Genomic DNA, 25655 nt, shown 5'->3' with positions numbered 1-25655 from the left:
GATCTTCGATTAAAGAATAATTCTTTGAATCTATGTTGTATTTAGTTTAATTTGTTATGTAAAACTTTTTTCATTAACTCATTTGAAATGATTAAAGCTTCACTTCTGTTAGTCGCTGGACCTGTAATCATCCATCCGTCTTTTCCTGTCCAACCTTTTCCACTATGATCTTCTCTAAATTCTCCGATCGTTACTTTGTTAAAATCTTTGTTAGCAAAGAGAATACCATAGCTATCGATTTCAGGTTTTCCATTTTTAAAGTAACCATATTCTATTATCCCCATGCCATTTTGATCAAAGGCTATTTCTACTTTGCGATCTTTATTTGGATTAGGATTATTAGCACCTTTTACATCGATTGACCCTACAAACTTTCTTTTTCCTAATAAAGAGTGATGAAGTTTGCCCTTTATTTTTATCGTCACAGAATTTACTTGATCATGACCTGAACCAAGTTGATATTCAACACCGTTTATTGACTCATTTATAGTCTTTGGAATGAAATAATAAACACCAAAGCCAATAGCAACTAAAAAGACTAGAAGTATACAAGAAACAATGGCCTTTTTCAAAATATCACCAACATTCGTTAACTTTTATTGTATTCCTACCTTTTTGTCATTTTTTAACTAACACTTGTGATAAGTCAAAATATCGTTAATTAATTTTTAGCAACAGGTTTCTCTTCCCCTTTTTCCTCACTGTTTTCAATATTAAATGAATCGATAAATGAAATAAACTGTTTATAAAAATTAGGAAATAATTGATATAGTACACCTATAGTAAATAAACTCCACCCTAATACCCTGAAAAAATGAGGACCAGTAAAAGTATTAAAATATGTCATATAGACAAATAAAAGTCCAACTAAACTATACAAAGCACACACAAGATTCCTCAAATTCATTCCACCTTTTTATATGAAGATAATTCATTAATACTTTCGATATGTATTAATTTATTCCTTTTTATCCAAAACACGTTTTGAACAATAAAAAATGGTCTGCCTAAACAGAGCAAATTGCAAATAAACTACAATCAATAATCTAAAGAGGTCAGCATTCTATAAAAATAAACTGTTCAATTCTCCTGTTTTTCATTTTCCTTTCATTTTTATATGTGAATATAAAAATGTACTTTAATTCAATAGAAAGGAATTTAATTATGGAGAATAAACAAAAGACAATAAATACTCTGCTTAACAAGGTTCCAGAAGTTACAATCTATTTCTGGATTATTAAAGTTTTATGTACAACTGTTGGGGAAACATTTGCTGATTTCTTGAATTTTAATGTTGGTTTAGGTTTAGGACTTACAACGGTCCTTATGGGTGTTGCATTTTTTATCTCTTTATTTTTTCAATTCAAGGCAAAGAAATATGTTCCAAGTATTTATTGGATCACTGTTGTACTAATAAGTGTATTTGGTACATTGGTAACGGATAATTTGACTGACGCGATTGGAGTACCTCTTGAAACAAGTACGATTGTATTCTCAGCGCTGTTAGCATTAACATTTCTTTTTTGGTTTCTTAGTGAAAAAACACTTTCTATCCATTCAATTTTCACAAGAAAAAGAGAAATATTTTATTGGTTGGCGATTCTTTTTACATTTGCACTAGGTACTGCTGTTGGGGATTTATATTCTGAGCAACTTGGACTAGGGTATTTTAAAACTGGTGTAACAGTTATTGTGATCATACTTTGTGTATTCTTAGCGTGGAAGTTTTTAAAACTTGATGGAATGTTAGGGTTCTGGATTGTTTATATTCTTACACGTCCACTTGGGGCATCACTAGGAGATTACCTATCTCAACCAAAAGTGAATGGCGGTTTAGGTTTAGGAACAACAAGTACAAGTATCATTTTTCTAATCGCAATTTTAGCAATCATTGTTTTCCTTGCTGCTACAAAAATTGATATTTCATTATCTATTGAAAGAACAAATGAAAATAGAAGTAAGAGTAACATCATGACACAAACTATTTTAGCTCTGTGTATTTTCTTATCAGTTGGTATTGGCGGTTATATTAAATTATCATCAAATGCTGCTTCTACTGAAACAACATTATCTGGCCAATTAACCGATTTTGCGACAATAGAAAATAAAATGTTATCAGATGTTAACGCAAAGAACTTTCATTTAGCTAAAAAAGATGCTGATAATTTGGAACATCAATGGGATACTTCAGAGGCTAAACTTAGAAAAATAGATAGTACTTCATGGACTAAAATTGATGGTACGATTGACATTGTATTAGCAGCAGCTCGTACATCAGCCCCAGATGTAAATCAATGTAAAACGGCAATTAATCATTCTCTTAATGTAATAAACACTTTAAATAAATAAAAAACATTTAACTTTATGAATGAAAAAGCATTTCTTTATGAGAAATGCTTTTTTTTATTGTCAAAATGAAAGGGATATTCCATAATAACATCATAAAAAACAACATAAATTTATTGTAAAACGATAAACAATATGGTAAATTCATATTGTCATTAAATAAGTGAGGTATTTAATATGAATGGTAAAAGAGGTTCAACTTCTTTCTTAAAGCTAATTATTTTTCTAGCTGGAATTGCAGTGCTTGCTTTATGTATATTTTTGGTACCAAATATAGGCAATTTTGCATCAAAATTGTATCCAAATATTGCCTCAATGAAATATCTCCTTTTCATCGTATTGTATGGAGCTGCCGTGCCTTTTTACATTGCTCTCTATCAGGCTTTCAATCTTTTACGCTACATTGACGACAACACAGCCTTCTCGGAATTATCCGTAAAGGCATTAAAGAACATAAAGTACTGTGGGATTGCAATCAGTGGTATATATGTTTTAGGTATGCCACTCTTTCATTTTATAGCAAAGAAAGTTGATCCTCCAATTGGATTTTTGGTACTGATCATTATATTTGCTTCGTTAGTGATCGCCGTTTTTGCTGCTATCCTCCAACAGCTTTTACAAGAAGCGATCAACATAAAATCAGAAAATGATTTAACGGTCTAAGGGTGGATTGTATGGCAATCATTATTAATATTGATGTAATGTTGGCAAAACGAAAAATGAGCGTAACGGAGCTTTCAGAAAGAGTTGGCATTACGATGGCGAATCTTTCCATTCTGAAAAATGGTAAAGCAAAAGCAGTTCGTTTCTCAACATTAGAAGCAATCTGCAAGACATTAGATTGTCAGCCAGGGGATATTTTGGAGTACAAAATCGATGAAGACATTAAATAAAAACAGGTAAGAAATTTATTTAGCTAACGGGTATTCATAGAGAATTTAAGGGATAGCTTAATTGCCATCCCTTCTTTTCGTTAAATAATGAACATTTACTGATGCTTTATATCTAATACAACTGCCATTTCTTTCCCAAATCGATCGCCATGATCAATAAATCCTAGACTTGAATATAAATTATGTGCTCCTAAGTTTTCAGGATGATAACCTACAACAATTCTTTTGGCATTTGTTAGTTTAATCATCTCATTGATCATTAATTGAGTAGCAATTTTACCAAGTCCTTTTTGCTGAAAATTCTTATCGATCATTATTCTATATATCCAATAACCATCTAACTCTTCTTCTGTAGTATTAAACATTAAAAATCCTACTGCTTTACCTTCAAAATGAATCGCATATGGTTTTAGTGAAGATTCAAATTTCGATTGAGCAATCGAAATTGCATTCGGTTCAATATGACTTTTTTGATCTTCGGATACCTCTAAAAGACAGCATTCATACCAATTTTCTGCATTTAGTTCCACAAGTTCTACATTTCTTCTCTGCATAGTTTCTCCTTTGTTACGATTATTTCATCTAATTTATTTCAATCCTAATTTTAACAAATTTTTCCAATGTTTAATTGAGACGATTAGCCTAATTCAACAATTCGATTCGTTCAATTTAAATAAATAATGACTAAAAAAAATAACCTCTCAAGATTGAGTGGCTATTTCTTTAACAATTTCGATAAATTTTTTACTTATTTTTGAAAGCTTTTTGTTTTTTGGATAGATTACCCATAAATCCTTCACAACAAATTCATTATTTTCTTTGTAAGGAATAGATCTTAAGTTTCCGCTCAGAATGTAAGGATGATATTTAGCGCCTGACTCATGAGAATAGACAAATACATTATGTTCTCTAACAGCCTCTGTAAGTATATTCATACTGTTTGTCGTTACTCTTATTTTATTTTTATTTTCTTTAATTAATTTAGAATAATAGTAATCAGAATAGATTGAATAGCACGCAGTATCCATTTCGAATACATCAGATTGAGTTACGTAGTCAAGATGATAGAGTGGGGAGTTTTTTCCTACAATAACGTGAACACGGTCAGTCCGTATTAATTCATAGTTAATATTTTTTTCACTCTTTAATATCTCTAAATCTTGAGGGAAAAAGCAAAAATCATATTCAGTGTGTTTAATTGTTTCCATAATTAGTGGTGGATCTTTTTCCTCGATTTCAATCGTAACATTCGGATGTTCATCTTTAATTTTGTTCATAGCTCGAAGAAGTACGGCTGCGAATGTAGGAGCAGCGACTATTTTCAAATGAATCTTTTTATTATTTTTATAATCATACAGCTCTTCATTTAACTTACTAATAATTTGTAAGACTTCACTAGCTCTATTTATTAAAATCTTTCCTTCTTCTGTTGGAAATGTTCCTTTTCTTGAACGATTAAAAATACTTATTCCCAACTCATGCTCTAATTGGGAGATTGATTGACTTAGTCCTGAACTTGTAATATGCAATTTTTCTGCAGCCTTAATGATTGATTTCTCGCTTGCGACTTTGACGATATATTCCATTTGCTCGAAATTCATAATTTCTCCTCGAATATGAGTATACAACTTATATTTTCTTTCCATATGAAGTTGTATTCATTCTAGCACGAAAAAGTGGTTCAATTCAAAAACGAAACATTTGTGAGAGCCTCTAGTAGGCATTTGAAGCTTTTGAACAACAGTGAATGTAAGTCACAATCTTTCTTTCATGGTAGTTTACATTTCTAATTGTGTTGTCATTTAATTGATCATTAAAAATTGTTTGCGTCATTATGGTTTACTTGAGTATGGCTTCTGTAAATTAGTGGCCTTCCATTGGCCGCTTGTCAAAATTTGCACGTTTACTTCAACATCTAAGGATGAAGGCGATAGCGGGATTAATCCGTTCTTTTCATACTTTTTCCAGTCTTTTACATTATCTCGATAAAGTATTTGTGAAAGTTGATAAACATCAATTCCTTTATTAACCCCATTTTTGTAGGTTTCTTCGATTTCCTTTTTTAAGGTTTTTTCAGCTAATTGTTTTACAGTTTTCATAGGCAAATATTTTACAATTTGAAAAATATCTCCATCTATGCGAATCTTCATTCGAAAATGCGGTTTGTGGTTCTTTATATAAGCTACTGTTTGGATTTTTGGTTTTTTCAATACCATTTCGGTAACGGGCTCCCCATCTTTTTTTAATAGGATCGGTGCTCGGGTGAAAGACTTGCCCGTCCATTTTATACCTGATAAGTCTTTTTCAGATAAATACCCTTTGTATTGCTTTGAAGCTACAAAAGCCGACCCACTATATTTTAATAAAGGGAAATCATTTTTGTCTGATTTCCATTTTTTTTTTGAAATCGATAAGAATGGGATTTGTGTAGTCATAGCAGGCTCATAAAAATAAGCCCGAAATTTGTAAAATATTAAAGGACTAAAAAGAGAATAGTTTTTTGTCATTTCATTTGGGATATCCCTTAATGTATAAAGGGGTGAGAGATTTAAGATGGTTCCAGTTGCCAAAACATCCTCAACTGGTTCCTTCGTTCCAAATACCCACATTGTATTCCTAAACTGAAAGAAACGAGCAAAGAATTCATCAATTTGTCGAATATCTCCATTTTTTAATACATTCTCAGAGAATACGACTGTATTTATGTGCTCCCAAGATACCCTTTGTTGAGTCGTTTTATAAAAATCGAACGCTGAATGGTCTAAAATCTCCCCTTTTCCTTTTCCAATAAAAATTGGCTGTGGTGTTCGCATAGTAGTTTCTTGTTTTGCAAAAGTGGAAAAATTGATAAATTGAGGATAGAGCACGTATTGATTATTTTTATAGTCAACTCCTAAGGAATTCATGTACCAAACATGCTCTACTTCTCTTGTGTCCCAACAGCCGGTTAACAGAAAAATAGATGGAAATAGTATAAGTAGTTTTTTTTGAAAAAATTTTTTTCTCATCTTTTTTCTTCACCCTTTTTTTTCGTGCTATCGTTCGTATGAAGCTCTTTCGGTCTCTTCATCATACTTTTAAAACGAATTCGAATTGTTGCGGGAATCAAACTAGTTGGTACAAATGGGGAGTAAGGAGCCATAAATGGAACACCAAAAGAACGTAAATTCACAAGATGAACACATATAATAAAAACTGAAAATATAAGCCCAGTTATTCCGAGTAAGCTTGATAGTAGATAAACAAAATATCGGAGAATACTTAAAGTTCCCGAAAGCGACTGGTTGATTAAAGTAAATGTCGAAACCACTGAAATAGCCATCATTACGACAATACCTGGAGAAGCCAAACCTGCGCTGATGGCAGCTTGCCCAATAATTAACCCTCCTACTACGGATAATGTTTGACCAACAGTAGTAGGAATTCGAAGACCTGCCTCTCTGAGTAACTCAAATAAAAAAATCATCAAGAATCCCTCTAATGTAGTAGGGAATGGAACTCCCTCTCTTGACAAAGCCAGTGTTGCCAACAATGTGTATGGTATTTGATCCGGATGATAAGCGACTAAAGCAATCCAAAATCCCGGTAGAAAAACAGCTACTATTAAGCTGAAAATTCGCAGTACTCTTCCCAAGGTTGCGGAAGGGGCTGACGAATGCTGGTCCTCAGCATTATTCACAAAAAATACTAGAGTAACAGGTCCGATTGATGCAGTCGGTGAGCCTTCCACTAATAAAACAAAGCGTCCATATAGTAGGCAATTTACAGCATAATCAGGTCGTCCCGTATATTCTAATAAAGGGAAGAGACTGAATGGCCGGTCTGTAATAAGTTCTTCAATTTGATCAGATGAAACAATGCCATCGACTTTAATATTATTTAATTTAGATCGTACTTCTTCTAAAACATCTTGTGAAATAACATCTTTCAAATAAAGAACAGCAACCCTTGTTTTACTTCTAGTTCCAATAACGAATTGTTCATAACTAAGGGAACTTGTTTTCAATCTTTTCCGTATTAATCCAATATTGGTTTGAAGTTCTTCTACAAACCCGTCCCTTCCCCCTCTGAGTGAAACTTCCGTACTAGGTGCTTCTACTGATCTTGCTGGTAGCATCGCTAGTTTAATGGAAAAAACCAGCCTAGATGCAGTGAGGAAAAAGACAACTTCTCCTTCAAAAATTTTTAGGGCGAGGTCTTCCTGTGAAAAATCTGATTTAATGAAAGTGATAGGGAAATCAAGTTTTGACTCCAAATCCTTTGCATCACCGGTAAATCCATTTTCCAACACTTCATGAAGATGAGGCATGATTGTTTTTCGCAATTCTTTTATGTCAATAAGACTTTGACAATAGATAGATAAAATAGAAAAATAACGTTTACCACTGTCGATTTGCTGTTTTTGAAAAACGACATCGTGAGATCCTTCAAACCATCCCCTTAAAACTTCTTCATCCCACTTGACCTTCAACTGATCTTGATCAGGTTGATTATTGCGCTTCATTGGTTTTACCTCCATTCTCTTTATTCACAAACATAGAGAGTATGGCTAAAAGTACAAAAATCAAAAGGATAAATATAAGAGTACCCGGTAAAAATTGACGGGATAAAAACAAATAAAAAGAAGTATCGTTAATGGACAAAATGGATATTAAAGTGACCCACGCTAGGAAAAAAATTTTCACTCCACTATTTACCTTCTTATTTGTAACATTAAGAATATCTGAGACTAAAAAAGTAAGAAGAGACAAGCGGATAAAAGCGCCAACAAACCATTGATAAACTGATAAAAAGTCGAGATGTTCAATATAGCGACCAATTGATACGAGTCTCCATTCTTCAAAGGCTGGGTATCGTTGCTTAGCAGCCACGAATGGACCAAACTCTGTGATAGCCCCAATAGTTGGTCCAAGAGTAAGGATTACAAAAGTCATTCCAATCCATATCAAAGTAGTAAACTTTATTTTTTCATTTAAGTGATGATGAAAAAATAGGATAAAAGCAACTTCTACAAATCCTGATATTGGATAAATCATTCCTTTTATAACAGGAGTAGTACCGTATTCTATATATGGTTTTAAAAGAGTATAGTCTTTATGCGGAAAATTCGCAGTCATGACAAAAAAACCTAAAAGAATGACAATCGGGAGTAGGATACCCGCAGTCAACCCGATGGATTGAATTCCGTGTCTTGCATTATAAAAACAGACTATCGAAAAAGTAGCCCCTAATAATACTCTAGGTGTCATTGGGAGATAAAACGATAAAAAGGTTAACGTCTCCTTTAAAAGGACGACACCCGAGGAAAATAGATATAGAACGATCATAGCCATTAATGGGTATGTAATAAATCTCCCGAAATTTCCCTTAAGCCACAGAAACAACTGTACTCCGTTCATACGTTTTTGGATAAAGTAGAGAATCGGTATCAAGAATAGTAATGAAACGCTAGAGAGCAAAATAGTAATCCAAGAATCACGCCCCGAAACGTCCAAAACCATAGGAATGATAATCACATGGTTAACAAGTCCAGTACTACCAATTAGGATAAATGACATTTGAAGCAAGTTGATAGTTTGGTTTTTCATGTACATTCCTCCAGAAAGCAAATTCGTTACTAAGGTAGTATATCCTTCTGGACTATTTTTATTATTTTTGAAGTCACCCTGCCTACTTAATTAGCTAAATCAAAACCTACGTTTATAGAATGTGGATTAATAAAAAACGAGCCACTATTGTGACTCGTTTTCTTTGTTTGAATTTAGATTATGATCTTTCAAAGTTTATAAGCATCTAACAATAGGAAAAAAGAAAAACATATAATTACTATATAAAAAAATTGATTTGGGCATTTTTTGTTTAAATAAAGTAATCGTATTTAATTTAATCCTATACAAAGATGTGATAGTAAATTTTTCAGTTGATAAGGAATCTGGTAAATGCATAGAATAGTCTAAATCTATGAATTTCATACTTTCTTTGAAAAAATAGCTTATACCCACCATAATTTTTTCTTTTTATTATCGCTCAAGTAAAACAGCACATTTACTTTATTTATTACTTAGGATATTTTTAGGCTTAGAAAAAATAAATCATGATTAACACTCTAGGTTTTTTAAATAGATTTTAAGTGGTTAGAAAGATATTTACAATGGTAGATCTTTTCGTTTAAAGACGAGAATTCCAATTAAATATAGGACAAGTGCTAACCCAACAAGTATGATCAATTGAGCAACATAGCTTCCACTTTGAATGATGGCATTGGAATCGTAGAGAGTGATAAGTGTAACATTTTTAAGGAATTCCAGACTGTCACTCATACCAGAAAGCATATTCGTAGCAAAGAAAAACACCGTTAGTCCTGCACCAAGGGCAAGGGAATAGCTCGAACGATTGAATAAACAAGATGCAAAAAAATTAATACCGTTAATTGCTAAATTCAGTATCAAAGACCCTAAAGTTAGGATGAAGAACTTTTCTACTGGTAACTCACCAGGCTGGACTAACTCTGACACACTGTATCCAACAAAAAATATTAGCCCAAACATTGCCACTAGTGTAGAAATAGAAAAGATGATGCTTGTAAAAGTGTATTGAGTTCTTGTGATAGGAGATGACAGATGAAAGGCCATGCTACCTTTATCTACTTGATTTGCTATTAGCTTATTTCCAATAATAACTGAATAAATCATGGCAAAGATGAGGGCGAAGTTCCCAAAGTATTGATTTGCTATAAAAGCAATCAAGGTTGTTATATCACCTAAAGGATTAACAGGAGCATCCATGCTAGCTTGTGCAATTTCATGCATGGTTTCCGGAGTGAATACACTCACCACAATCCCTATTAACAGGGATAATACGCCTGAAATGATTGAAAATATTTTTATATTTGATTTAACTAAGTGAATAAATAAAGACTTTTTAAACATGCTCATGCTTCTCTCCTTTATAAAAATTCATAAAATGCTCTTCTAGAGAGTTCTTCATTTCATGAAACGATATTACATCCCGATTAGACAGAGAACGTATTAGTTCGTTAATTTGAATGTCTTCTATTTCTACCGTGACTTGCAAACTGTCCTTTTGAATCTCCCTAATCATAAAACCTTCATTCTGGAAAGATTGAAAATCATATAGTTTTTGAAACTTTATTTTAAATATTGTCTTGTCAAATTGCTTAAAGTCCTGCGAATTCATAACCGAAATTAATCTACCTTGCTTTATCATTGCAAGACTATCGCAGGTCCCCTCAATTTCCTCAAATAGATGAGAAGACATAAGGATGCTCTTCCCCTTTTGTTTTTCCTGGTGTATTAGCTTAACAAATACCGATTGCATAAGAGGATCGAGTCCAGTTGTAGGTTCGTCAAGTATGAGAACATGTGGATCATGCATAAAAGCACAAACAATCCCAACCTTTTGTTTCATTCCCTTAGACATTCGTTTTATTTGTGCAGACGGGTCTAATTCGAACATCTCTATCAGCTGTTTAGCTTTTGTCATATCACGGAGTCCACGCATATTAGCAGCATGCGAAATGAGCTCTGTACCAGTCATGTTTTCTGGAAAAGCAATCTCTGCAGGTAAATAACCGAGATGCTTTTGAATTTCTTTAGACTGATTCCAGCAATCTAAATTTAATATCGTAGACTTCCCACTTTGTGGTTTAATAAATCCTAGTAGATGGCGAATTGTAGTTGTTTTTCCCGCACCGTTAGGACCTAGAAAACCAAATACCTCACCTTCCTCAATTTGAAATGAAATATCAAAAATTCCCTTATTGTTTCCGTAATCTTTTGTAAGATGTTGAATGTTTATTGTTTTCATTTAATTTCACCACGCCAATCATTCTTTATTTATCCGACAACATGTCGTATGATATAAGTCTATAATGTACTAATGTCTCTATCAACCGACATTTTACTTCAATTGTCGGATTTTGAGACACCGAAGGAGGAAGAACGTTGAAAAAGAAGCCAACGATCACCGCACAAACAAAACAGAATTTAATAGATGCCTTCTGGGAACTTTATTGCACTAAGCGAATAGAGAAAATAACAATTAAGGAGATTACAACGAGAGCTGGATATAATCGATCAACTTTTTATGAGTACTTTACAGATGTTTACGATGTCCTCGAGCAAATGGAAAACACATTGATTTCCAAGCTACAAGTACTGCCTATGCAGCAGCTATCCTCTCCTGGAGATCCATTCCCGTTTGAAGCACTTGTTAGCATGTATTCACATCACAGCAAATACCTAGTGGTACTACTAGGAGATCACGGAGATCCTGCTTTTCATGGTAAAGTCAAAGCTAGCATGAAGCCGATGATAAAAGAAATTCTAGTTGCACAAGGAGCGAAAGACGGCTTTGAACTAGACTACACATTGGAATATGCTTTATCAGCTATGATCGGCACCCTAAGCTATTGGTTCAACCAAGAAAAAGCACCATCGATCGAAAGCTTGATGGTGCTAATAACGGAGCTTTCTAGTGAGGGAGTTATGAGGAGATTAATGGGCTGAAGTTGAGTGGCACTTCATTTTTAGGATAGTGTATTCGGATATTAAAAGGTAGCACTCGGGCTAATTTAGGAAAATAACAGTCAATTGAGAAGCAATATACTTAAACTAACGGGTGGGTGGCATTCGTTAAACAACAAGCAACATAAAAGTTGTAGTAGATGAGGTCATTTGTTATACAAGAAAGGATAGATGAATAGAGGCATTTAATTCTGATCATCTATCCTCTCTTTTACATTAAAAAATTTGTGTCATTTTACTTATTAGCATCAGCTGAGTCTTTAAAAGAGCTTTAACTAATTTAACTAAACTACAATTAACTTGAATTAGAAAAAAGATCCTTCGTTTTTGAAGAATCGTATAAAAATTGTATAAGGGATTTTTAAATTTTAGTCTAATTTATCTTTGCATAGATGCAGGTATCTGTTAGTTTTTTACCGTCAGCTGAAAGATCATCATTACGTAATATACCTTCAAGCTCAAAACCTAGTTTTTCAGGGATTGAACGGCTTTTAGTGTTATTAGAATCACATCTTATTTCAATTCTTCTAAATTTAAGTTGTTGAAAGCCAAGGTTTATTAACTCACTTACTGTTTCTGTGATATACCCTTTGCCACTAAATTGCGTGTTAATCCAGTATCCAATTTCACATTTAGAAATCTTCCAATTAATTCCGTGTAGGCTAGCAGTTCCAATAAAATCATTCGTATCCTTATGATAAATAAGATATCGAAAACTTTCTCTTTTCAAAAAATCTATATGGGCATTTCTCAGAAGAATTTCCGTTTCTTCAACAGTAGGAATTGACTGGAATAAAAGCAACCATTGCTTTAACTCACTAATTGAATCCTTAATAGCTTTGTTTACTATATTCCCTTCACCAGCTTGAAGTGGTGCTCGAAGAATTAGTCTGTCTGTTTCTATTTGTAATGGAATATCTATTAAAATAGGATGCATGTAATTTCCCCTCTCAAAACTTTAAATTATGACTAATGAAACTTATGTAAAAAAAGCTCGATCTTTGTTCACCGAGCTAATCCTTACAATACACTATTTAATTATTCATCACTTTTATAAATTCGCCATCATCTAAGTATCGAATATTCGTTATTTTGCCATCTTTGTTAAAATAAACTCTACCTGAAACTTCAGCTTGCTTTTGTTTACTTCCATCTTTTCCGTATAATAGATTAACTTTAAATTCATAGGCTCCTTCAATATTCTCAATTTTTTTAATATCAATATTATCTACATTCATTTGATATCCGCTTTTTTGTGCTAGAAATTGATAATTAAGAGCATATGCAGCGATAAAATTGTTGTACATCTTCTCAGTAAAATAAGGCTGGTAGGTTTTTTCATAATATTTTTCTAGTTCTGAGTTTTTTTGGGGTTGTGTACCTTCCCCATCTTTTCCTATGACTGTTACATTTTCTGCTGACGTTAACATATCAGTTAATTTTATATCAGGTCCTGTAAACTGTTTTTCTAAGACAGTTTTTGTAGTCTTAACATTTTGATCTTGAGCCGTGGACTTTACACTATTGGTTGAAGAGCAACCAGTTACTATGACTACTCCGGATAAAAGAAACGACATAATCGTCAATGAATAGAATAGATTTCTAAGTCTATTTTTCATTTGTTCCTCCAAAATTTAAGAAATAGAATATTAATTGCTTTTAAATATATTCCATTTTTTTCCTCAAAACCCTTTTTCTTTTGCAACTAAACTGTTTTTGTTAAATAAAAATACTTTCTTATAAAAACAACTCCATTTCATTATTTTTTTTAGTAAAACCCATTTTTTTATATAGTGGCCTTCCATCCTCAGATGCGTGCAACCAAATTCGCTTAACCCCACTTTTTTTACATTCATCAATACATTTTTCAAGCAATCTTCTAGCTAATCCCTTACCACGAAACTCAGTGGCTGTGTACATATTTAGAATATACCCTTCAATCCCTTGCAAATTCTCTAAATATGGTGGTCTTTTAAATAACACCATCCCACTAATACTTACTGGTACCCCATTATTTTCAGCCATAAAGGATATAAACTCATCTTTTGAAAGTGCAGTATTCAAATATTCCCTAGTTGAAGTTTCAATCAGTTTCTCTTCTTCAGGAGACTTCAATTCGCCCAATTCATTTAAAAGCTTCAAACGTAAACTTATTACATGCTCAATCTGTTCATGAGTTACTTTAATAAAATTGAACAATTAAACACTTCCTTTTTTCTGAATTTCTATAAGTATATAACTATTAAATCTTTAAAATAGAACAAAAAAAGATGCCGACTTGGACACCCTAATGAGCAAATTCAATCCATTTGACTAAAAGAATTAAAAAATAAAGTCTAAAACTGAACTAATATTCCTGTTTTATCATCAGAATGAATCTTAGTTTTCAACTCTTCCCTCTCTAATCGTATTGAATATTCTGCCAATCCAATCTCCTTAATTACTTTAAAAGTATGGATTAAATCAAACTTCGGATGAAATAAGCCATCACTGATTAGTAAAACTGACTTTAAATTATCAGTATCAATAGATCCCAATTGAATATAGTTTCCGACAGCTTCGGTTCCATTTGCAACTGAATAACCATCAACTGTATTAGCCATGCTTCGATTATAAATAAGTTGATTTTTAATCGAAACGTAGTAAGATTCATCTGGTAAATTAAGCCCTTGCCTCCGCTGCTTTTCTCTTCTCATTTTTGCCCTTATACTTATATCCTTTACTGTATCTTTCGTTAAGATGTTGATTAGACCATTATCGTATTCTGCTAAAATCATGCAATCTCCAAGTTGAGCAAATGATATCTTTTGCTTATCAATTTTAATAATCGCAACGCATGTGGACCACCGTTCCTCTGGACGATTTATGTCTATATTTTTTAGCTTCATTTCATTCATCAGTCTTCTATTTGCTAGAATAATTCCTTCTGATAAAGTCATTTCAGCCCTAAAATGATTTTGAAAATACTTTCTAAATAAATTTGAAGCAATATATGCACCATTCATACCATCAGCATTTTTAAATGGAGTAATTGGCGTTGCTCCATCAAAAACCCCATAAACATTTAGTTCGTTGTTTACTACCATTGCATCCTCGGACACTTTTTTTGAAAGAGATATTCTAGAAGTAGTACTAATCTCCATATTTTTTGTCACCACCAAACAAATGAATTTGTAGGTCATTAAATTAATATGGAACACAAAAAGGATTATGTATTTTTTCTATTTTATTCTTAAAGCTCTGTTAAAAAACTGTGTATAACTAAGATTCGTAAACAGTTTCCAAAATTTAGAAAATTTTCACACAAATGAAATATTTTGTTAACAAAAACTTATTATACTTAAACATTGTTGCTTGTATGACAACAAAAAACAAAAAAGAAGGTGTATCATGAAAAAGCGTATTCAATCAAAAAAGCTATTATCATTAGTTGCTGGAAGTGCACTTGCAATCACACTATTCGGCAATGATCAGAAAGCATTCGCATGGTCTGACGAGGATGTTCACAATCAAGACCATAGTACACATCATTTTATCTTAAATGGCGGTGTCAAACTTATTGCCGATAATACGAATCCTGCAATAAACAAGCCTACAACATTACTTAATCAGTTTCGCGATCGTTGGGAGCAGGGCTTATATGACGCAGATCACATGAATCCTTTTTATGATACGGGCACATTTATGTCTCACTTTTATGATCCAGACACACAAACAAATTTTACAGGAGCTTCTTATCCAACAGCTCGTCAATCAGGAGCGAAGTATTTTAATCTAGCATCGGATTACTATAAAAAAGGCGATTTTAACAATGCTTTCTACTACTTAGGAGTATCTTTACACTATTTTACAGATGTAACACAGCCACTACATGCTTCAAATATTTCAAATCTAGATCATCACGCGCCTGGCTATCATTCGAAGTTTGAAACTTATGCCGAAAGTATTCAAAATCAAATGACAGTACCTGATTCTGGTCTATATAATTGGGTCGATTCAACTGATCCAGAAGCATGGATTCATCAAGCTGCAGTACAAGCTAAATCCGTTTTACCTCAAGTTTGGAATGATACGATCATTAATTACTTCTGGCAAGCAGCTTACAGTAATTATTATTCTACTATGTGGAAGAACGAGGTAAAAAATCCGACTCTTGTTCAGTTAAATCAAGCAGAACGAGAGACTGCTGGATTCATAGACATGTTTTTTCGCGTAAACGGTGTAGAAATGCCTGTGACAGTATATAAGGAAAATGGTTTTGGTGGTGTATTTGAAATGCTTGGATCTGGTAATTATGATTACGACCAGCTTGTAAAAGGTATTGGCAATGATACGATATCTTCTATACATATTGCACCGGGCTATCAAGTCACTTTATATTCCGATGCAAATTATAAAGGAGCGTCGATTGTTCTTACAGATGATGTAAATGACTTAGGTAACTTTAATCATCAAGTATCAAGCTTAAAAATCGTAAAGATCTCAGCAATTTCTAAGTAACCTTAAGCCAACGGAAAAGCTGAAAGTTATAGAGGTTCAAATGCAAACTAACACATAGTATACATAAGAAAATAGAAAGAAAAAGAATAAATTATTTGAAAATAGTATAGTCCAATCGGATAAGTCATCATATAATAGTAAAGGTATTATTTATACGAAAAAAGTGAGGTGGAACATTTTTATGGGTAGTCCCAGTTTAAGTGAGTCGGATAATTTACCGACATCAGAGGAAGTCATACAATTGAATATCCGAGGAGGATTACATCATAAAAATGTAGTCCAACTTTTATAAGCTTTTGAAGACTTCCTCTAGAAAAGAGGAGGTTGGAATATGGTACACAACATTTGGAAGCAAATTAATTTAAAAAAACAAATTGAGAAACCCCAAAAAATTCAAGGGTTTGATATTGATTTAAACCAAGAGAATTTATCACGAATTGACCGACTTGTAGATCGATATGAGTCAGAAATTCTACATCATTTAGATAGTGATTATACTCAAAAAACAAAATTTTCTGATAGAATTGCAGATAAAATTGCGCAATTTGGTGGTAGCTGGAAATTTATTATTTGGTTTAGTTGTACACTTGCTGCCTGGATGATTTGGAATAGCTTATCTTTCACAAAAGCATTTCATTTTGACTCTGCTCCTTTTATTTTGTTGAACTTATGTCTATCTTTTATAGCAGCATTTCAAGCACCCGTCATTATGATGAGTCAAAATCGTCAAGCAATACGAGATAAGCATGAATCCGTTATCGATTTTGCTATAAATTATAAAGCAGAACAAGAGATTAGTGACATGCAAAGCCGTCTAACCAATATTGAAAATCAATTAGCAGAGATTAGAGATTTACTTAAGCAAAAAAATTGAAGATATTTGATAAAGGATCTTTTTCGAGAGATCCTTTTTACTTTTTACTAAACAGACCTATTAAATTAAGTGGGCTTTAAATAAAAAGAAACAAGCAAACAATTTGAATTGGTTGCTTGTTCTTTCATTACAAAATAATCGAAAACTTTTAATTACCAAAATATTGAATTCCATGTAATAATACTTCAAGCCCCCAGTGAAAACGTTCCATCGACTTCGTATCTCCGGAGAACATTTCTTCCCCAAGACTTAGTAATATTGGAAAAAGAACTGGATCAGCATTTTGGAATGATTCTTTAATAGCTGAAATTTGTACGCTTCCTTGCTTTTTTCTAGAAGTACGTTCATATGCTACTGAGGAAACGTATAGCAACAGCAAGTCTAATCCCCAGGCTGCTGATTTAGAATTAATCCCTCCATCCTTCAAAGTGGTGAGGATGTATTCTGATAAACTAAGGAAATTTGTGCCCCTCGGAATAGTAGTAAAGGAAAGTTCGGCTAGACCCGGTTCCTCATAAAGTAACAAGAAATACGCATTCAGCGCTCCAAATAAATTTTCCTTCCATGAATCTTCTTTCAATTCAGGCAAGACGAGTTGTCCAAGACCATAATCCAATACAAATGAACTTAAATCTTGTAAATTTTTAACATAAACATACAATGAGGATGGACCAGTATCCAAAGCTTTTGCAACCTTGCGCATACTCATACCTGCAACACCTTGTTCTTTAAGAAGTTCATAAGCAGTTCTTACTATGAGCTCCTGGCTTAAAGGCTCCTTAGCTGGTCGATCCCGACGACTAATTATTTTTCGATTCGAATTTTCCATAATTACTTTATAACATGCCTTAATCATTTAGTAAATATAACGTTAATTTTCATGGTGTTGTTCATGTAATGCATTCATTAAATCGCAAAACTTCACAGCTGCATCTTCAGAAAAACTTAGTTCTAAATTATGATGTGACTCCTGTGCCTTTTCTGAAGAATAAACATACATTTTTTCTTCATATTCTTCAATTGCATCGGCAAGATTGTTTTGACGGACGATTGCAAGAGCTAGATTCATCGCATCAAACATTGCCAAGTTAACTCCCTCACCTGCAAATGGTGACATTACATGTGCGGCATCACCAATAAGCGTTACTCCTGGATTACGTTTCCATTTGAAATTTATAGGTAACATATAGATTCGTCTTTGTATAACTGAGTCTTCAGCATAACGAATATATCTCTTCAAATGCTCATCCCAGTCACTAAATATATCTAACAATTTTGCTTTTGCCTCAATTGGCTTATCCATCGAAATTCCGTTATTTTCGGCCCAGTCTTTTTCTACTTTTAAACTAGCGTATACCTTTATTCGACCGTCCCCATTTAGTTGGGCAAGAATACCTTTATTATCCCCTAGGGCGAATACTTTTCCACGTCTATTGAACTCAGATAAATCAGGATATTTTTTGGCCACATTTAGTACATTAAGTTCAAAGAAAGTTAGACCTGAATACTTGATATTTGTATCTGTTAACAATGGACGAACGCGGGAAAAAGCCCCATCCGCCCCAACTAGACAATGAACAGTATCAACAAATCCATTTTCAAAATGAAGCTCTGTCATACCGTTATCAAGTGAAACAGCCTTTTCTAATTTGTACCCATATTTAATGCAGCTTTTATCAAGATCGCTTAGAAGAAGGTCGCAAAGTGTTCCGCGATCAATCTCGGGTCGGTCTCCTTTTTCATCGGGTGCCGTTATTTCGTCGATATAAATTTTTCCATTTTTATCGAAAAGACGGAAGTCCTCACCTTCATAACGTGCCATTTCCTGAAATTTCTCGTAAAGACCAGCTTCCTTAAGTGCCATTTGTCCTGATTCTTCATGAATATCTAATGAACCACCTCTTTGACTGTTCATATCAAGTAACTCTCGTTCGTAGATGATCGGACTAATACCATGGCGTTGCAAGATTAAAGCAAGTGTTAACCCACCTGGTCCACCTCCAATAATCGCAATACGTTTTTGCTCTTTAGATACTGTTGACATATTAAAACACTCCTTTATTTTCAAATTTTTTATACGTACTCTTTGTTTTATAAATACACCATTCCAATTGAAGTCTTAATCAAACAATATTTAGATAGTTGTTTTCCAATTTAGTTTTGGTGTTTGTTTTCTTTTTGTTCTTTCTTGCAAATTAACTTTAACATAACGAACACTGTTCGTAAAGAACATTGTTCGTTAAAAATAAAAAACAAGGTGAATCAATTTTTGAATTTCAGTTAAAAATTTCTGTTGTAATTGGAGTCCTGTTTCGGCATCAAGTACAGCAATTAAATCAGGTGTGACACAAAGTAAACGCTGATCTGTTTGTGCTAGTAAGTGCTCATTTTGGAAACTTCTAATGTTTCCCCTTTATTCACTTGCTCTTTCTTCATGCTCCTTAGAAACTGGTGAAAATACAGAAGTAATTGCTAACGAATCAACTTTCCCTTCAATTTCATTTGATCCACAATTTTTTGTAAATTTTGTGTAATCTTGCTTCTTTCACAATGAAATTTGATTTATTTTTCCATATTAGTGATATACTTAAATTATTAAATCCCTATTATAGGAGGAATGAAAAATGAACGAACAAGAATTAAAAGAATATCGTACAAATGTCATTTCATCACTAGAGGAAGAAATCGCTCACTACCAAAAATTAATCAAACTAACAAGACATAGTAGACTAAAAGAAAGCCATACATATAATCTTAAATTCATGCAAGAATTATTGGACGCTGAAAAAGCTGATCAAAAATAATTTGAGGCACCTTCTATTTTGAGAAGTACTTATACTGTTTTCACCACTTTTTTCATACACAAAAAAGTATTTTTCCAAGCATAAACGCTTCTCTTTTTATCTAAAAGACAATAGTTTTGACACATTAAAAGGCACCTCCAAATTGGAAGGTGCCTCTCAATCAATATCCAAACTTAAATTGCTAACTGTTCCAGTTAAAACATCACCTCTTTGGAATTTAAGATTAGTATTTAGCTTTAATACCAGCAATATCGTCTGATAAAGGATAATCCTTATTATTAAAACCTAACTTCCTCATTACTGAAATTGAATTATTTTTACTCTGTGTGTGGTCTAGACCAAGCGCATGACCAACTTCATGAACGGCTGTTTCTTTTCTTTTTGTAGAACTTAAATCTGTACGCCAATTTTTATAAAATGTAATATTACCCTGAGTTCTATGAACTGCATAGACATCTCCATATAAACTATTTACATATTCCATTTTCACATCAGCTCCCCCTACTGAAGTCACTTCATTAGTAAATTGAATTTCTGGAAGCGAGTTCCATGCAGTCAATCCTCTTATTATTTCTGATTTCAATCCGTAAGTACTAAATTCACTTTCTATCCAATAATAAGCATCTTTCGGGTGTGTGACTTTGTTACTTTTTAATACATAAGCATTGCTAGTAGTAGGAAAAAATAATAAAAAGACTCCCAATATAGGTAAATACAAACTACTAAATCTTTTTTTCATAAAACTTCCTCCACTTTCAATAAATGTAAAGATTGTGCATTTTTTAACATTTTAGTATATTAATATATATAATCAATTAGGTTTTTAGTTAATTCAAATAAATGTCATAACTTTTTTAAAGATTTATTACAATAATTAGGAGTGGTTTTTATGAGGATAAAAATTCTAGTTTTATTTGTTACAATGCTTTTAATAGTTTCTATCTATGGATGTAATAATAAAAATAAGTTTAATAACCAGATAAATCAGGTAATAAAACTTGAAAAAGATTATTTACAAAAACAAATGAAAATAAAAAATACAGAAAAAATAAAACGATCTAGTATTGTTATTGCAGTCTATAAAAATGGTAAATATATCAATCTAATTTATGAAATAAACAATTCTAATAAAATAGATTGCTTTTATAAAAAAACGAAAGAATCAAAATATATACGATACTTGAATACTGATAAAGAAATTGAGAAAGTAGAGATGGACTTAAAACATGCTGATTATATAGAAAATACTTATAATAAATAATTTTAAATATCAAATAAAAAAATGGAATGCACGATAAACCGATATTCTTGGTTTTATCTTGTATTCCTATTATTCCTGCATCATGTCCTATCTTCACTACCAATCACTCTATATTACTAACCTCCAAAACAATCTCAATCTTTCGCTTTTTTTTCTCAATCATTCTGGCAATAAATTCACTAAAATCATCTTTTTGATTTTTATTTGTATCAACACTAATTGCAGCGATTCGATAAAGGATTTTTAATTGTTCCATATGCTCATTTAAACTCATATTTGATAAATCCTCATATTGTTCAATGAGCCTTTTTCTAAAAATAATTTCCAAGTCATCGTTTGTCGCGGTTTCGTTTGAAGTATTTTTTCTAATATAAATTTTATCTGTAAATAATTTATCGGAGCCTCTTTTAGCAATAAACGGGATATATCGATTTTGCTCGGGGATATAAATGATGAAGAAGGTTTTACCACTAAAATATCCGTACATTTCATTCTCGTCGTAATCAATTTGTTGAAGATGATAAATTAGAATAGAAGGTAAATAGCCATTTAATTTTCTTTGAAAGTCGGTTGGATCCTTTAGTTCTTCTTTGAGGATCCCGACTGGGTGATTATCATCATTCACAACAAAAATAATTGATCCTCCACCTGAATTCGCCATAGCAATGATTAGTTTTGCAATTTGATCCTCTCTAACAAATGTTTCCTTAAAATCCAATGCATTGTTTTCTCCAAAAGATTGTTCAATTAGATTTTTAAGAGAAGCAATATCAAAATTCCTGTCTGCATAATTAAATGTGTTTAGAAATTCCTGCTTATAAATTGGCCTTTTAACCATAATTCCACCTAGTTTCATATTTTTTAAATCTAAACTAGATCTGTTATTACATTTAATGTTAGGAAAAAAGAAATGGCACCTAAAAAACGCAGAAATTTTTCTGGTAAAAAATGAAAAAAAAACCAAAGCATATAGCTTTGGCCTCTATTACAATTATCTAAAAGTCACTAGGAAATATTCTTCGTTTAAAGTGATATTCAACCGAGCGATTATTAAACAGATTACTATAATTTACTTTAATCTTTTTAACTTCTAATTGCTTAATTTTCTCTTCTAATGACTTCTTATCCTCATCAGTTAATTTTCCATCCTCTGACAAACTAGAAATTTCATCTAATAGTTCCTGAATCTTTTCATCACGAAATTCTTTTTCTTCGTTTTGTTGATAAATCGTCATCTTAGTATGAAGGATTGAATTGACTAATTCGTCCGCCCCACCCGAAAGTCTATTTAAGATTAAAAGCTGTTCATTTAATATCTCATTATCTAAATCATAAGGATACCTAAGTTGATGATCTATTTCGCTCCAGCCTTCTTCAAATATCGTTCTTACTTGGATTTCAGCTAAATAATTCACTTTTGTCATTTGCGACTTAATCACATAGTGCCATGATCGATATCCGGCATCATGAACTAAAAACTGGAACTTTTCTTCTTCAATATGCTGTTCGCTTGTCATATCTCCTAAGCGATGGTAAATAGTCGCTTTTTCATGTAAATTCCAATTTTGTCTAATTGTTTTGTCTATATCTGCGGCCTGGTATTTATATAAATGTAATGCTCTTATACCAATTAGATCCGTGATTTCGGATTTATAATTCGAAACATCGATTTCATATGATAAGTCTAATTTTTTACCTTTTATCGTCTTTCGAATAATCTTTTCAATTAAATGGTCGGGATATTTTATTCGCGATTTCACAGTATGAATTTCAGGATTTTTACGGAGTATTTCCGAAATAAAAGTAGCTACAGTTTCAAGATTGGGTATTTCTGATACGTATTCATTATAAATTTCAATATATTTTGACCAGTCTAAACAGTACTTTTTAAAGTCCTGTTCATCAATTTTATATTTTTCAAAGAAATACTTTTGATTCTCTATTAAGCCCATACGTTTTCTCCTTCTAACATTTCCATAACCATATCCTACCATATTTATGGAAGAAACATACTTTTACAGTATAGAAATTGAGGACAAAAAACATTAGTTATTTGCATTAAAGAAGTATATATTTTGGCTGAAGCTACACTTAAGTTAATAAATAGAAATAATATATTTCACTTTTTTGTAACATCATGGTAATTATTTAATCAAAATTATCGTTAAAATTGAGTTATATAAAATTAAAGGAGATTTAACAAAGATTAGCAAGAAAAAATTAATCATAGTTATTATTACAGTTCTACTGTTTTTAACTGCCTCGTTCTCTTATATAAAAATTAAACTTCTTTTAACTAAAATGCAGTTGAAGAATATCTCATTAAGCAAAAAAAATTGAGAAAAATAATATAAAAGAAATTTTACCTTTTTTAGACTGGATTAAAGAAACAGGTGATAGAAAATGGTTAGTTAGAGTACAGTTAAAAGGAGATTCCAATACATATAAAGATCATAATAATAATACGATTGTTTTAAACCATGTGAGATAAATAGTTTATTAAATTAGAACAGCCAAATGGCTGTTCTATTTTTTTACCAATTAAACGATTGAACTATTTTAAACCATTGTAATCCAAATTAAATGAGTTTTTAAAGTCATATGGCTTTATTATCCCTGGGCGCTTCCAAATAGTGCCATTAAAACTACTTTCAAATATTTTAAGCTCCTTACCTGCTTTCCAATAAAAATACCAAACTAAATTCACTACAGTATGTTTTATTAATATCAGTTGGGTTGGGTTTGAATTTAATATCATAAGATATCTTTTTATTAATAAAATGAGTACGGGCCATCTTAGTTGCTCTTTGACATAAAATTGAATTATTTGGGCGAGATACTTTGGTGTTCTTATATGATTTATGCCAATTTGAGATTGAAATTTCTTTTGGGTAAGAGTTAATACCTGGTATATGTAATAAAGTATTTGAACTAGTTACAATACCCGAATGACCAACTACCCCTTTATCACTTGTATTACTTGTTATTAATATATTACCTGGCTTGTAGTTGCTTTTTTGTTCAATTTATTAATAAATGCGAACGAATGACCTATTTTGAATATACGTTCGCAAAAATTTTATTTTTTTTCTAAAAAAACTACTTACATAAGAATGGATGTTCGTGTATAATGAAAACATCCAAACAAAACAGAACATACAATCCTAAAATTCAAGACATTTAAAGCCTAATAAATCTAAAAGTAGAAAAAAGAAAAGGAGATGTAAAAAATGGAAATTATCATTCTATGTAGTGTCTTATTATCTTGGTGTATTTTAGAGGGTTTTAACAAATTTGTAGTAAATCGTTGAGAAACTAAAAGAGATTCTTATAATACTCTAGCAAGTCCAAACACTTATTCCTTAAAACGATTACAAACAAAAAAGTGCTCTTCTATTTTGAAAAGATAAAAGAGCACTTTTGGAGATTTTTTATTTAGTTATGTATTCTTGCAATTCCTTAATTAGAATTTCTGCACCGTATTTACTTACTACAATCTTTCCACTATCAAACGAGAAATTATTTTCATCAATAACTCCTGTTACCATACAAGCATTACTTGAAACAAATTGTTTAAGGATGATCCTTTGCTCCTCTATAAATACTTCAAATGGTTCATATTTATTTAGATTTAACATTTTTCTTAATTCCTTTGGTAAAACTATTCTTCCTAAGTCATCTAATCTTCTAACAATTCCACTTAGACCGGAATTTTCATCGTACTTTGTAAGAATAATCTTACCATCTTCAAAATAAATTTCAAATGGAGCATTGTTCTCTAAATTCATTGTGTTTCTTAGTTCTTTCGGTAGAACAATTCTTCCAAGATCGTCTAGTTTTCTAATAATTCCAGTTGATTTCATACTTGCAACTCCCCATTTATTTCTATCTCTTTATCTACTCAATATAATTCTCTCTATAGTTACATTGAGTTTAGTTTAATAATACCAAATTATTTTAATTTTCTCTCTACTTATATCGACTCATTTTTACATATATTAATACAAACTTTTAAAAATTTTATTGATTTTTCTGAATTTATATCTTTTTTACCCTATATTTTTTAGTATTAGTTAATTTAATTTAATTTTTTTAAGAATTCAAAAAGAGATGAGTTAATTAATCGGTAACAAAATTACCTATCATTAACTCATCTCTCAAAATAAATATTTTATCTTGAATAGCCACCGAGACTTTGTTCAGCCATTTGAACTAAACGTTTTGTAATCTCTCCACCTACAGAACCATTTGCACGAGACGTTGAATCTGGACCTAAATGTACTCCAAATTCTGTTGCAATTTCATACTTCATCTGTTCGATAGCAGATTCAGCATTTGGTGAAACATATTGATTTGAAGATCTATTTGCCATGATATGTAGCCCCTTTTAATAAAATTTTCTGATATAAACTATCAGATTGCTGTTAGTAT

General features: G+C 31.9%; 28 protein-coding genes and 1 pseudogene. 8 read left to right on the top strand and 21 right to left on the bottom strand.

What is annotated here, in order from left to right; all coding sequences use genetic code 11:
• Nucleotides 1–41 precede the first annotated feature (41 nt).
• Nucleotides 42–572: a hypothetical protein gene (locus RAH41_RS04755; RefSeq protein WP_331221024.1), complete on the bottom strand. Its 531-nt coding sequence runs from the start codon at nucleotides 570–572 to the stop codon at nucleotides 42–44.
• Between the two features lie 89 nt (nucleotides 573–661).
• Complete coding sequence (locus tag RAH41_RS04750) at nucleotides 662–901, bottom strand: hypothetical protein (protein WP_331221023.1); 240 nt, start codon at nucleotides 899–901, stop codon at nucleotides 662–664.
• A gap of 263 nt (nucleotides 902–1164) precedes the next feature.
• Here RAH41_RS04750 and RAH41_RS04745 point away from each other — a divergent pair, with 263 nt between their 5' ends.
• From RAH41_RS04745 to RAH41_RS04735, 3 genes are all read left to right on the top strand, one after another.
• On the top strand, nucleotides 1165–2349 hold the full coding sequence (locus RAH41_RS04745; protein ID WP_331221022.1) for a hypothetical protein: 1185 nt from the start codon (nucleotides 1165–1167) through the stop codon (nucleotides 2347–2349).
• Between the two features lie 174 nt (nucleotides 2350–2523).
• Nucleotides 2524–3009: a DUF2975 domain-containing protein gene (locus RAH41_RS04740; protein WP_331221021.1), complete on the top strand. Its 486-nt coding sequence runs from the start codon at nucleotides 2524–2526 to the stop codon at nucleotides 3007–3009.
• Nucleotides 3010–3020: 11 nt separating this feature from the next.
• Nucleotides 3021–3239 (top strand): helix-turn-helix transcriptional regulator, encoded by a 219-nt coding sequence (locus tag RAH41_RS04735; RefSeq protein WP_331221020.1) that lies wholly within the window; start codon nucleotides 3021–3023, stop codon nucleotides 3237–3239.
• Between the two features lie 95 nt (nucleotides 3240–3334).
• Here the strand turns inward: RAH41_RS04735 and RAH41_RS04730 are convergent, their stop codons facing one another.
• The 7 genes from RAH41_RS04730 to RAH41_RS04700 all read right to left on the bottom strand — a co-directional run bounded on the left by RAH41_RS04730 (nucleotide 3335) and on the right by RAH41_RS04700 (nucleotide 11066).
• Nucleotides 3335–3793 carry a GNAT family N-acetyltransferase gene (locus tag RAH41_RS04730; protein WP_331221019.1) on the bottom strand — a complete coding sequence of 153 codons (459 nt, stop codon included), beginning with the start codon at nucleotides 3791–3793 and terminating at the stop codon, nucleotides 3335–3337.
• 147 nt (nucleotides 3794–3940) lie between these two features.
• The gene (locus RAH41_RS04725) at nucleotides 3941–4840 is read right to left on the bottom strand and encodes a LysR family transcriptional regulator (protein WP_331221018.1); all 900 of its coding nucleotides are present in this window, start codon (nucleotides 4838–4840) and stop codon (nucleotides 3941–3943) included.
• 231 nt (nucleotides 4841–5071) lie between these two features.
• Nucleotides 5072–6247 (bottom strand): Ger(x)C family spore germination protein, encoded by a 1176-nt coding sequence (locus RAH41_RS04720; protein ID WP_331221017.1) that lies wholly within the window; start codon nucleotides 6245–6247, stop codon nucleotides 5072–5074.
• Entirely contained in the window at nucleotides 6244–7743 is a 1500-nt protein-coding gene (locus RAH41_RS04715; protein ID WP_331221016.1) for a spore germination protein, read from the bottom strand. The genes RAH41_RS04720 and RAH41_RS04715 overlap by 4 nt, the downstream gene beginning before the upstream one ends.
• Complete coding sequence (locus RAH41_RS04710) at nucleotides 7730–8827, bottom strand: endospore germination permease (protein ID WP_331221015.1); 1098 nt, start codon at nucleotides 8825–8827, stop codon at nucleotides 7730–7732. Before RAH41_RS04710 ends, RAH41_RS04715 begins: the two co-directional genes overlap by 14 nt.
• Before the next feature lie 558 nt (nucleotides 8828–9385).
• On the bottom strand, nucleotides 9386–10174 hold the full coding sequence (locus RAH41_RS04705) for an ABC transporter permease subunit (protein ID WP_331221014.1): 789 nt from the start codon (nucleotides 10172–10174) through the stop codon (nucleotides 9386–9388).
• Nucleotides 10161–11066 (bottom strand): ABC transporter ATP-binding protein, encoded by a 906-nt coding sequence (locus RAH41_RS04700; protein WP_331221013.1) that lies wholly within the window; start codon nucleotides 11064–11066, stop codon nucleotides 10161–10163. The genes RAH41_RS04705 and RAH41_RS04700 overlap by 14 nt, the downstream gene beginning before the upstream one ends.
• A gap of 137 nt (nucleotides 11067–11203) precedes the next feature.
• Here RAH41_RS04700 and RAH41_RS04695 point away from each other — a divergent pair, with 137 nt between their 5' ends.
• Nucleotides 11204–11767, top strand: coding sequence for a TetR/AcrR family transcriptional regulator (locus tag RAH41_RS04695; protein ID WP_331221012.1), 564 nt, complete (start codon nucleotides 11204–11206; stop codon nucleotides 11765–11767).
• A 391-nt stretch (nucleotides 11768–12158) separates the two neighbouring features.
• Here the strand turns inward: RAH41_RS04695 and RAH41_RS04690 are convergent, their stop codons facing one another.
• From RAH41_RS04690 to RAH41_RS04675, 4 genes are all read right to left on the bottom strand, one after another.
• Entirely contained in the window at nucleotides 12159–12722 is a 564-nt protein-coding gene (locus RAH41_RS04690; RefSeq protein ID WP_331221011.1) for a GNAT family N-acetyltransferase, read from the bottom strand.
• A gap of 97 nt (nucleotides 12723–12819) precedes the next feature.
• Entirely contained in the window at nucleotides 12820–13404 is a 585-nt protein-coding gene (locus RAH41_RS04685; protein WP_331221010.1) for a hypothetical protein, read from the bottom strand.
• A 118-nt stretch (nucleotides 13405–13522) separates the two neighbouring features.
• On the bottom strand, nucleotides 13523–13984 hold the full coding sequence (locus tag RAH41_RS04680; protein ID WP_331221009.1) for a GNAT family N-acetyltransferase: 462 nt from the start codon (nucleotides 13982–13984) through the stop codon (nucleotides 13523–13525).
• A 137-nt stretch (nucleotides 13985–14121) separates the two neighbouring features.
• Complete coding sequence (locus RAH41_RS04675) at nucleotides 14122–14928, bottom strand: protein phosphatase 2C domain-containing protein (RefSeq protein WP_331221008.1); 807 nt, start codon at nucleotides 14926–14928, stop codon at nucleotides 14122–14124.
• A gap of 247 nt (nucleotides 14929–15175) precedes the next feature.
• Between RAH41_RS04675 and RAH41_RS04670 the strand changes: the two genes are divergently transcribed.
• Together RAH41_RS04670 and RAH41_RS04665 are read left to right on the top strand one after the other, a co-directional pair.
• Nucleotides 15176–16285 carry a zinc dependent phospholipase C family protein gene (locus RAH41_RS04670; protein WP_331221007.1) on the top strand — a complete coding sequence of 370 codons (1110 nt, stop codon included), beginning with the start codon at nucleotides 15176–15178 and terminating at the stop codon, nucleotides 16283–16285.
• 331 nt (nucleotides 16286–16616) lie between these two features.
• A complete protein-coding gene (locus RAH41_RS04665; RefSeq protein WP_331221006.1) occupies nucleotides 16617–17159 on the top strand; it encodes a DUF1003 domain-containing protein in 543 nt (180 codons plus the stop codon).
• Nucleotides 17160–17307: 148 nt separating this feature from the next.
• Here the strand turns inward: RAH41_RS04665 and RAH41_RS04660 are convergent, their stop codons facing one another.
• The 3 genes and pseudogenes from RAH41_RS04660 to RAH41_RS04650 form a co-directional block, all read right to left on the bottom strand.
• Complete coding sequence (locus RAH41_RS04660; RefSeq protein ID WP_331221005.1) at nucleotides 17308–17988, bottom strand: TetR/AcrR family transcriptional regulator; 681 nt, start codon at nucleotides 17986–17988, stop codon at nucleotides 17308–17310.
• Between the two features lie 42 nt (nucleotides 17989–18030).
• Nucleotides 18031–19203 (bottom strand): NAD(P)/FAD-dependent oxidoreductase, encoded by a 1173-nt coding sequence (locus tag RAH41_RS04655; protein ID WP_331221004.1) that lies wholly within the window; start codon nucleotides 19201–19203, stop codon nucleotides 18031–18033.
• 252 nt (nucleotides 19204–19455) lie between these two features.
• Nucleotides 19456–19554: pseudogene (locus tag RAH41_RS04650) on the bottom strand (hypothetical protein); the annotation flags it as partial.
• Nucleotides 19555–19783: 229 nt separating this feature from the next.
• Here RAH41_RS04650 and RAH41_RS04645 point away from each other — a divergent pair.
• Entirely contained in the window at nucleotides 19784–19963 is a 180-nt protein-coding gene (locus RAH41_RS04645) for a hypothetical protein (RefSeq protein ID WP_331221003.1), read from the top strand.
• A 223-nt stretch (nucleotides 19964–20186) separates the two neighbouring features.
• Here the strand turns inward: RAH41_RS04645 and RAH41_RS04640 are convergent, their stop codons facing one another.
• Complete coding sequence (locus RAH41_RS04640; protein ID WP_331221002.1) at nucleotides 20187–20702, bottom strand: matrixin family metalloprotease; 516 nt, start codon at nucleotides 20700–20702, stop codon at nucleotides 20187–20189.
• A 150-nt stretch (nucleotides 20703–20852) separates the two neighbouring features.
• Between RAH41_RS04640 and RAH41_RS04635 the strand changes: the two genes are divergently transcribed.
• On the top strand, nucleotides 20853–21224 hold the full coding sequence (locus RAH41_RS04635) for a hypothetical protein (protein ID WP_331221001.1): 372 nt from the start codon (nucleotides 20853–20855) through the stop codon (nucleotides 21222–21224).
• A 103-nt stretch (nucleotides 21225–21327) separates the two neighbouring features.
• On the opposite strand, the gene RAH41_RS04630 is transcribed toward RAH41_RS04635, so the two are convergent.
• The 4 genes from RAH41_RS04630 to RAH41_RS04615 all read right to left on the bottom strand — a co-directional run bounded on the left by RAH41_RS04630 (nucleotide 21328) and on the right by RAH41_RS04615 (nucleotide 25596).
• Entirely contained in the window at nucleotides 21328–22062 is a 735-nt protein-coding gene (locus tag RAH41_RS04630; RefSeq protein ID WP_331221000.1) for an ATP-binding protein, read from the bottom strand.
• A gap of 157 nt (nucleotides 22063–22219) precedes the next feature.
• A complete protein-coding gene (locus RAH41_RS04625) occupies nucleotides 22220–23176 on the bottom strand; it encodes a hypothetical protein (protein ID WP_331220999.1) in 957 nt (318 codons plus the stop codon).
• Between the two features lie 1479 nt (nucleotides 23177–24655).
• On the bottom strand, nucleotides 24656–25087 hold the full coding sequence (locus tag RAH41_RS04620) for an AbrB/MazE/SpoVT family DNA-binding domain-containing protein (RefSeq protein WP_331220998.1): 432 nt from the start codon (nucleotides 25085–25087) through the stop codon (nucleotides 24656–24658).
• A gap of 308 nt (nucleotides 25088–25395) precedes the next feature.
• On the bottom strand, nucleotides 25396–25596 hold the full coding sequence (locus RAH41_RS04615) for an alpha/beta-type small acid-soluble spore protein (protein WP_098843962.1): 201 nt from the start codon (nucleotides 25594–25596) through the stop codon (nucleotides 25396–25398).
• Nucleotides 25597–25655 lie beyond the last annotated feature (59 nt).

The organism is Gottfriedia acidiceleris, assembly GCF_036421055.1.
Taxonomy (GTDB): domain Bacteria; phylum Bacillota; class Bacilli; order Bacillales; family Bacillaceae_G; genus Gottfriedia; species Gottfriedia acidiceleris_C.
This window is presented reverse-complemented; position numbering and strand designations above follow the sequence as displayed.

What these genes read in the sequence shown, in the direction of transcription:
- RAH41_RS04615 (WP_098843962.1), bottom strand. Translation starts at nt 25,596, where the DNA reads ATGGCAAATAGATCTTCAAATCAATATGTTTCACCAAATGCTGAATCT.
- RAH41_RS04690 (WP_331221011.1), bottom strand. Translation starts at nt 12,722, where the DNA reads ATGCATCCTATTTTAATAGATATTCCATTACAAATAGAAACAGACAGA.
- RAH41_RS04700 (WP_331221013.1), bottom strand. Translation starts at nt 11,066, where the DNA reads ATGAAAACAATAAACATTCAACATCTTACAAAAGATTACGGAAACAAT.
- RAH41_RS04620 (WP_331220998.1), bottom strand. Translation starts at nt 25,087, where the DNA reads ATGAAATCAACTGGAATTATTAGAAAACTAGACGATCTTGGAAGAATT.
- RAH41_RS04625 (WP_331220999.1), bottom strand. Translation starts at nt 23,176, where the DNA reads ATGGGCTTAATAGAGAATCAAAAGTATTTCTTTGAAAAATATAAAATT.
- RAH41_RS04740 (WP_331221021.1), top strand. Translation starts at nt 2,524, where the DNA reads ATGAATGGTAAAAGAGGTTCAACTTCTTTCTTAAAGCTAATTATTTTT.
- RAH41_RS04635 (WP_331221001.1), top strand. Translation starts at nt 20,853, where the DNA reads ATGAGGATAAAAATTCTAGTTTTATTTGTTACAATGCTTTTAATAGTT.
- RAH41_RS04655 (WP_331221004.1), bottom strand. Translation starts at nt 19,203, where the DNA reads ATGTCAACAGTATCTAAAGAGCAAAAACGTATTGCGATTATTGGAGGT.
- RAH41_RS04685 (WP_331221010.1), bottom strand. Translation starts at nt 13,404, where the DNA reads ATGAAAAATAGACTTAGAAATCTATTCTATTCATTGACGATTATGTCG.
- RAH41_RS04720 (WP_331221017.1), bottom strand. Translation starts at nt 6,247, where the DNA reads ATGAGAAAAAAATTTTTTCAAAAAAAACTACTTATACTATTTCCATCT.
- RAH41_RS04665 (WP_331221006.1), top strand. Translation starts at nt 16,617, where the DNA reads ATGGTACACAACATTTGGAAGCAAATTAATTTAAAAAAACAAATTGAG.
- RAH41_RS04725 (WP_331221018.1), bottom strand. Translation starts at nt 4,840, where the DNA reads ATGAATTTCGAGCAAATGGAATATATCGTCAAAGTCGCAAGCGAGAAA.
- RAH41_RS04735 (WP_331221020.1), top strand. Translation starts at nt 3,021, where the DNA reads ATGGCAATCATTATTAATATTGATGTAATGTTGGCAAAACGAAAAATG.
- RAH41_RS04675 (WP_331221008.1), bottom strand. Translation starts at nt 14,928, where the DNA reads ATGGAGATTAGTACTACTTCTAGAATATCTCTTTCAAAAAAAGTGTCC.
- RAH41_RS04645 (WP_331221003.1), top strand. Translation starts at nt 19,784, where the DNA reads ATGAACGAACAAGAATTAAAAGAATATCGTACAAATGTCATTTCATCA.
- RAH41_RS04640 (WP_331221002.1), bottom strand. Translation starts at nt 20,702, where the DNA reads ATGAAAAAAAGATTTAGTAGTTTGTATTTACCTATATTGGGAGTCTTT.
- RAH41_RS04670 (WP_331221007.1), top strand. Translation starts at nt 15,176, where the DNA reads ATGAAAAAGCGTATTCAATCAAAAAAGCTATTATCATTAGTTGCTGGA.
- RAH41_RS04730 (WP_331221019.1), bottom strand. Translation starts at nt 3,793, where the DNA reads ATGCAGAGAAGAAATGTAGAACTTGTGGAACTAAATGCAGAAAATTGG.
- RAH41_RS04705 (WP_331221014.1), bottom strand. Translation starts at nt 10,174, where the DNA reads ATGAGCATGTTTAAAAAGTCTTTATTTATTCACTTAGTTAAATCAAAT.
- RAH41_RS04745 (WP_331221022.1), top strand. Translation starts at nt 1,165, where the DNA reads ATGGAGAATAAACAAAAGACAATAAATACTCTGCTTAACAAGGTTCCA.
- RAH41_RS04715 (WP_331221016.1), bottom strand. Translation starts at nt 7,743, where the DNA reads ATGAAGCGCAATAATCAACCTGATCAAGATCAGTTGAAGGTCAAGTGG.
- RAH41_RS04630 (WP_331221000.1), bottom strand. Translation starts at nt 22,062, where the DNA reads ATGGTTAAAAGGCCAATTTATAAGCAGGAATTTCTAAACACATTTAAT.
- RAH41_RS04710 (WP_331221015.1), bottom strand. Translation starts at nt 8,827, where the DNA reads ATGAAAAACCAAACTATCAACTTGCTTCAAATGTCATTTATCCTAATT.
- RAH41_RS04660 (WP_331221005.1), bottom strand. Translation starts at nt 17,988, where the DNA reads ATGGAAAATTCGAATCGAAAAATAATTAGTCGTCGGGATCGACCAGCT.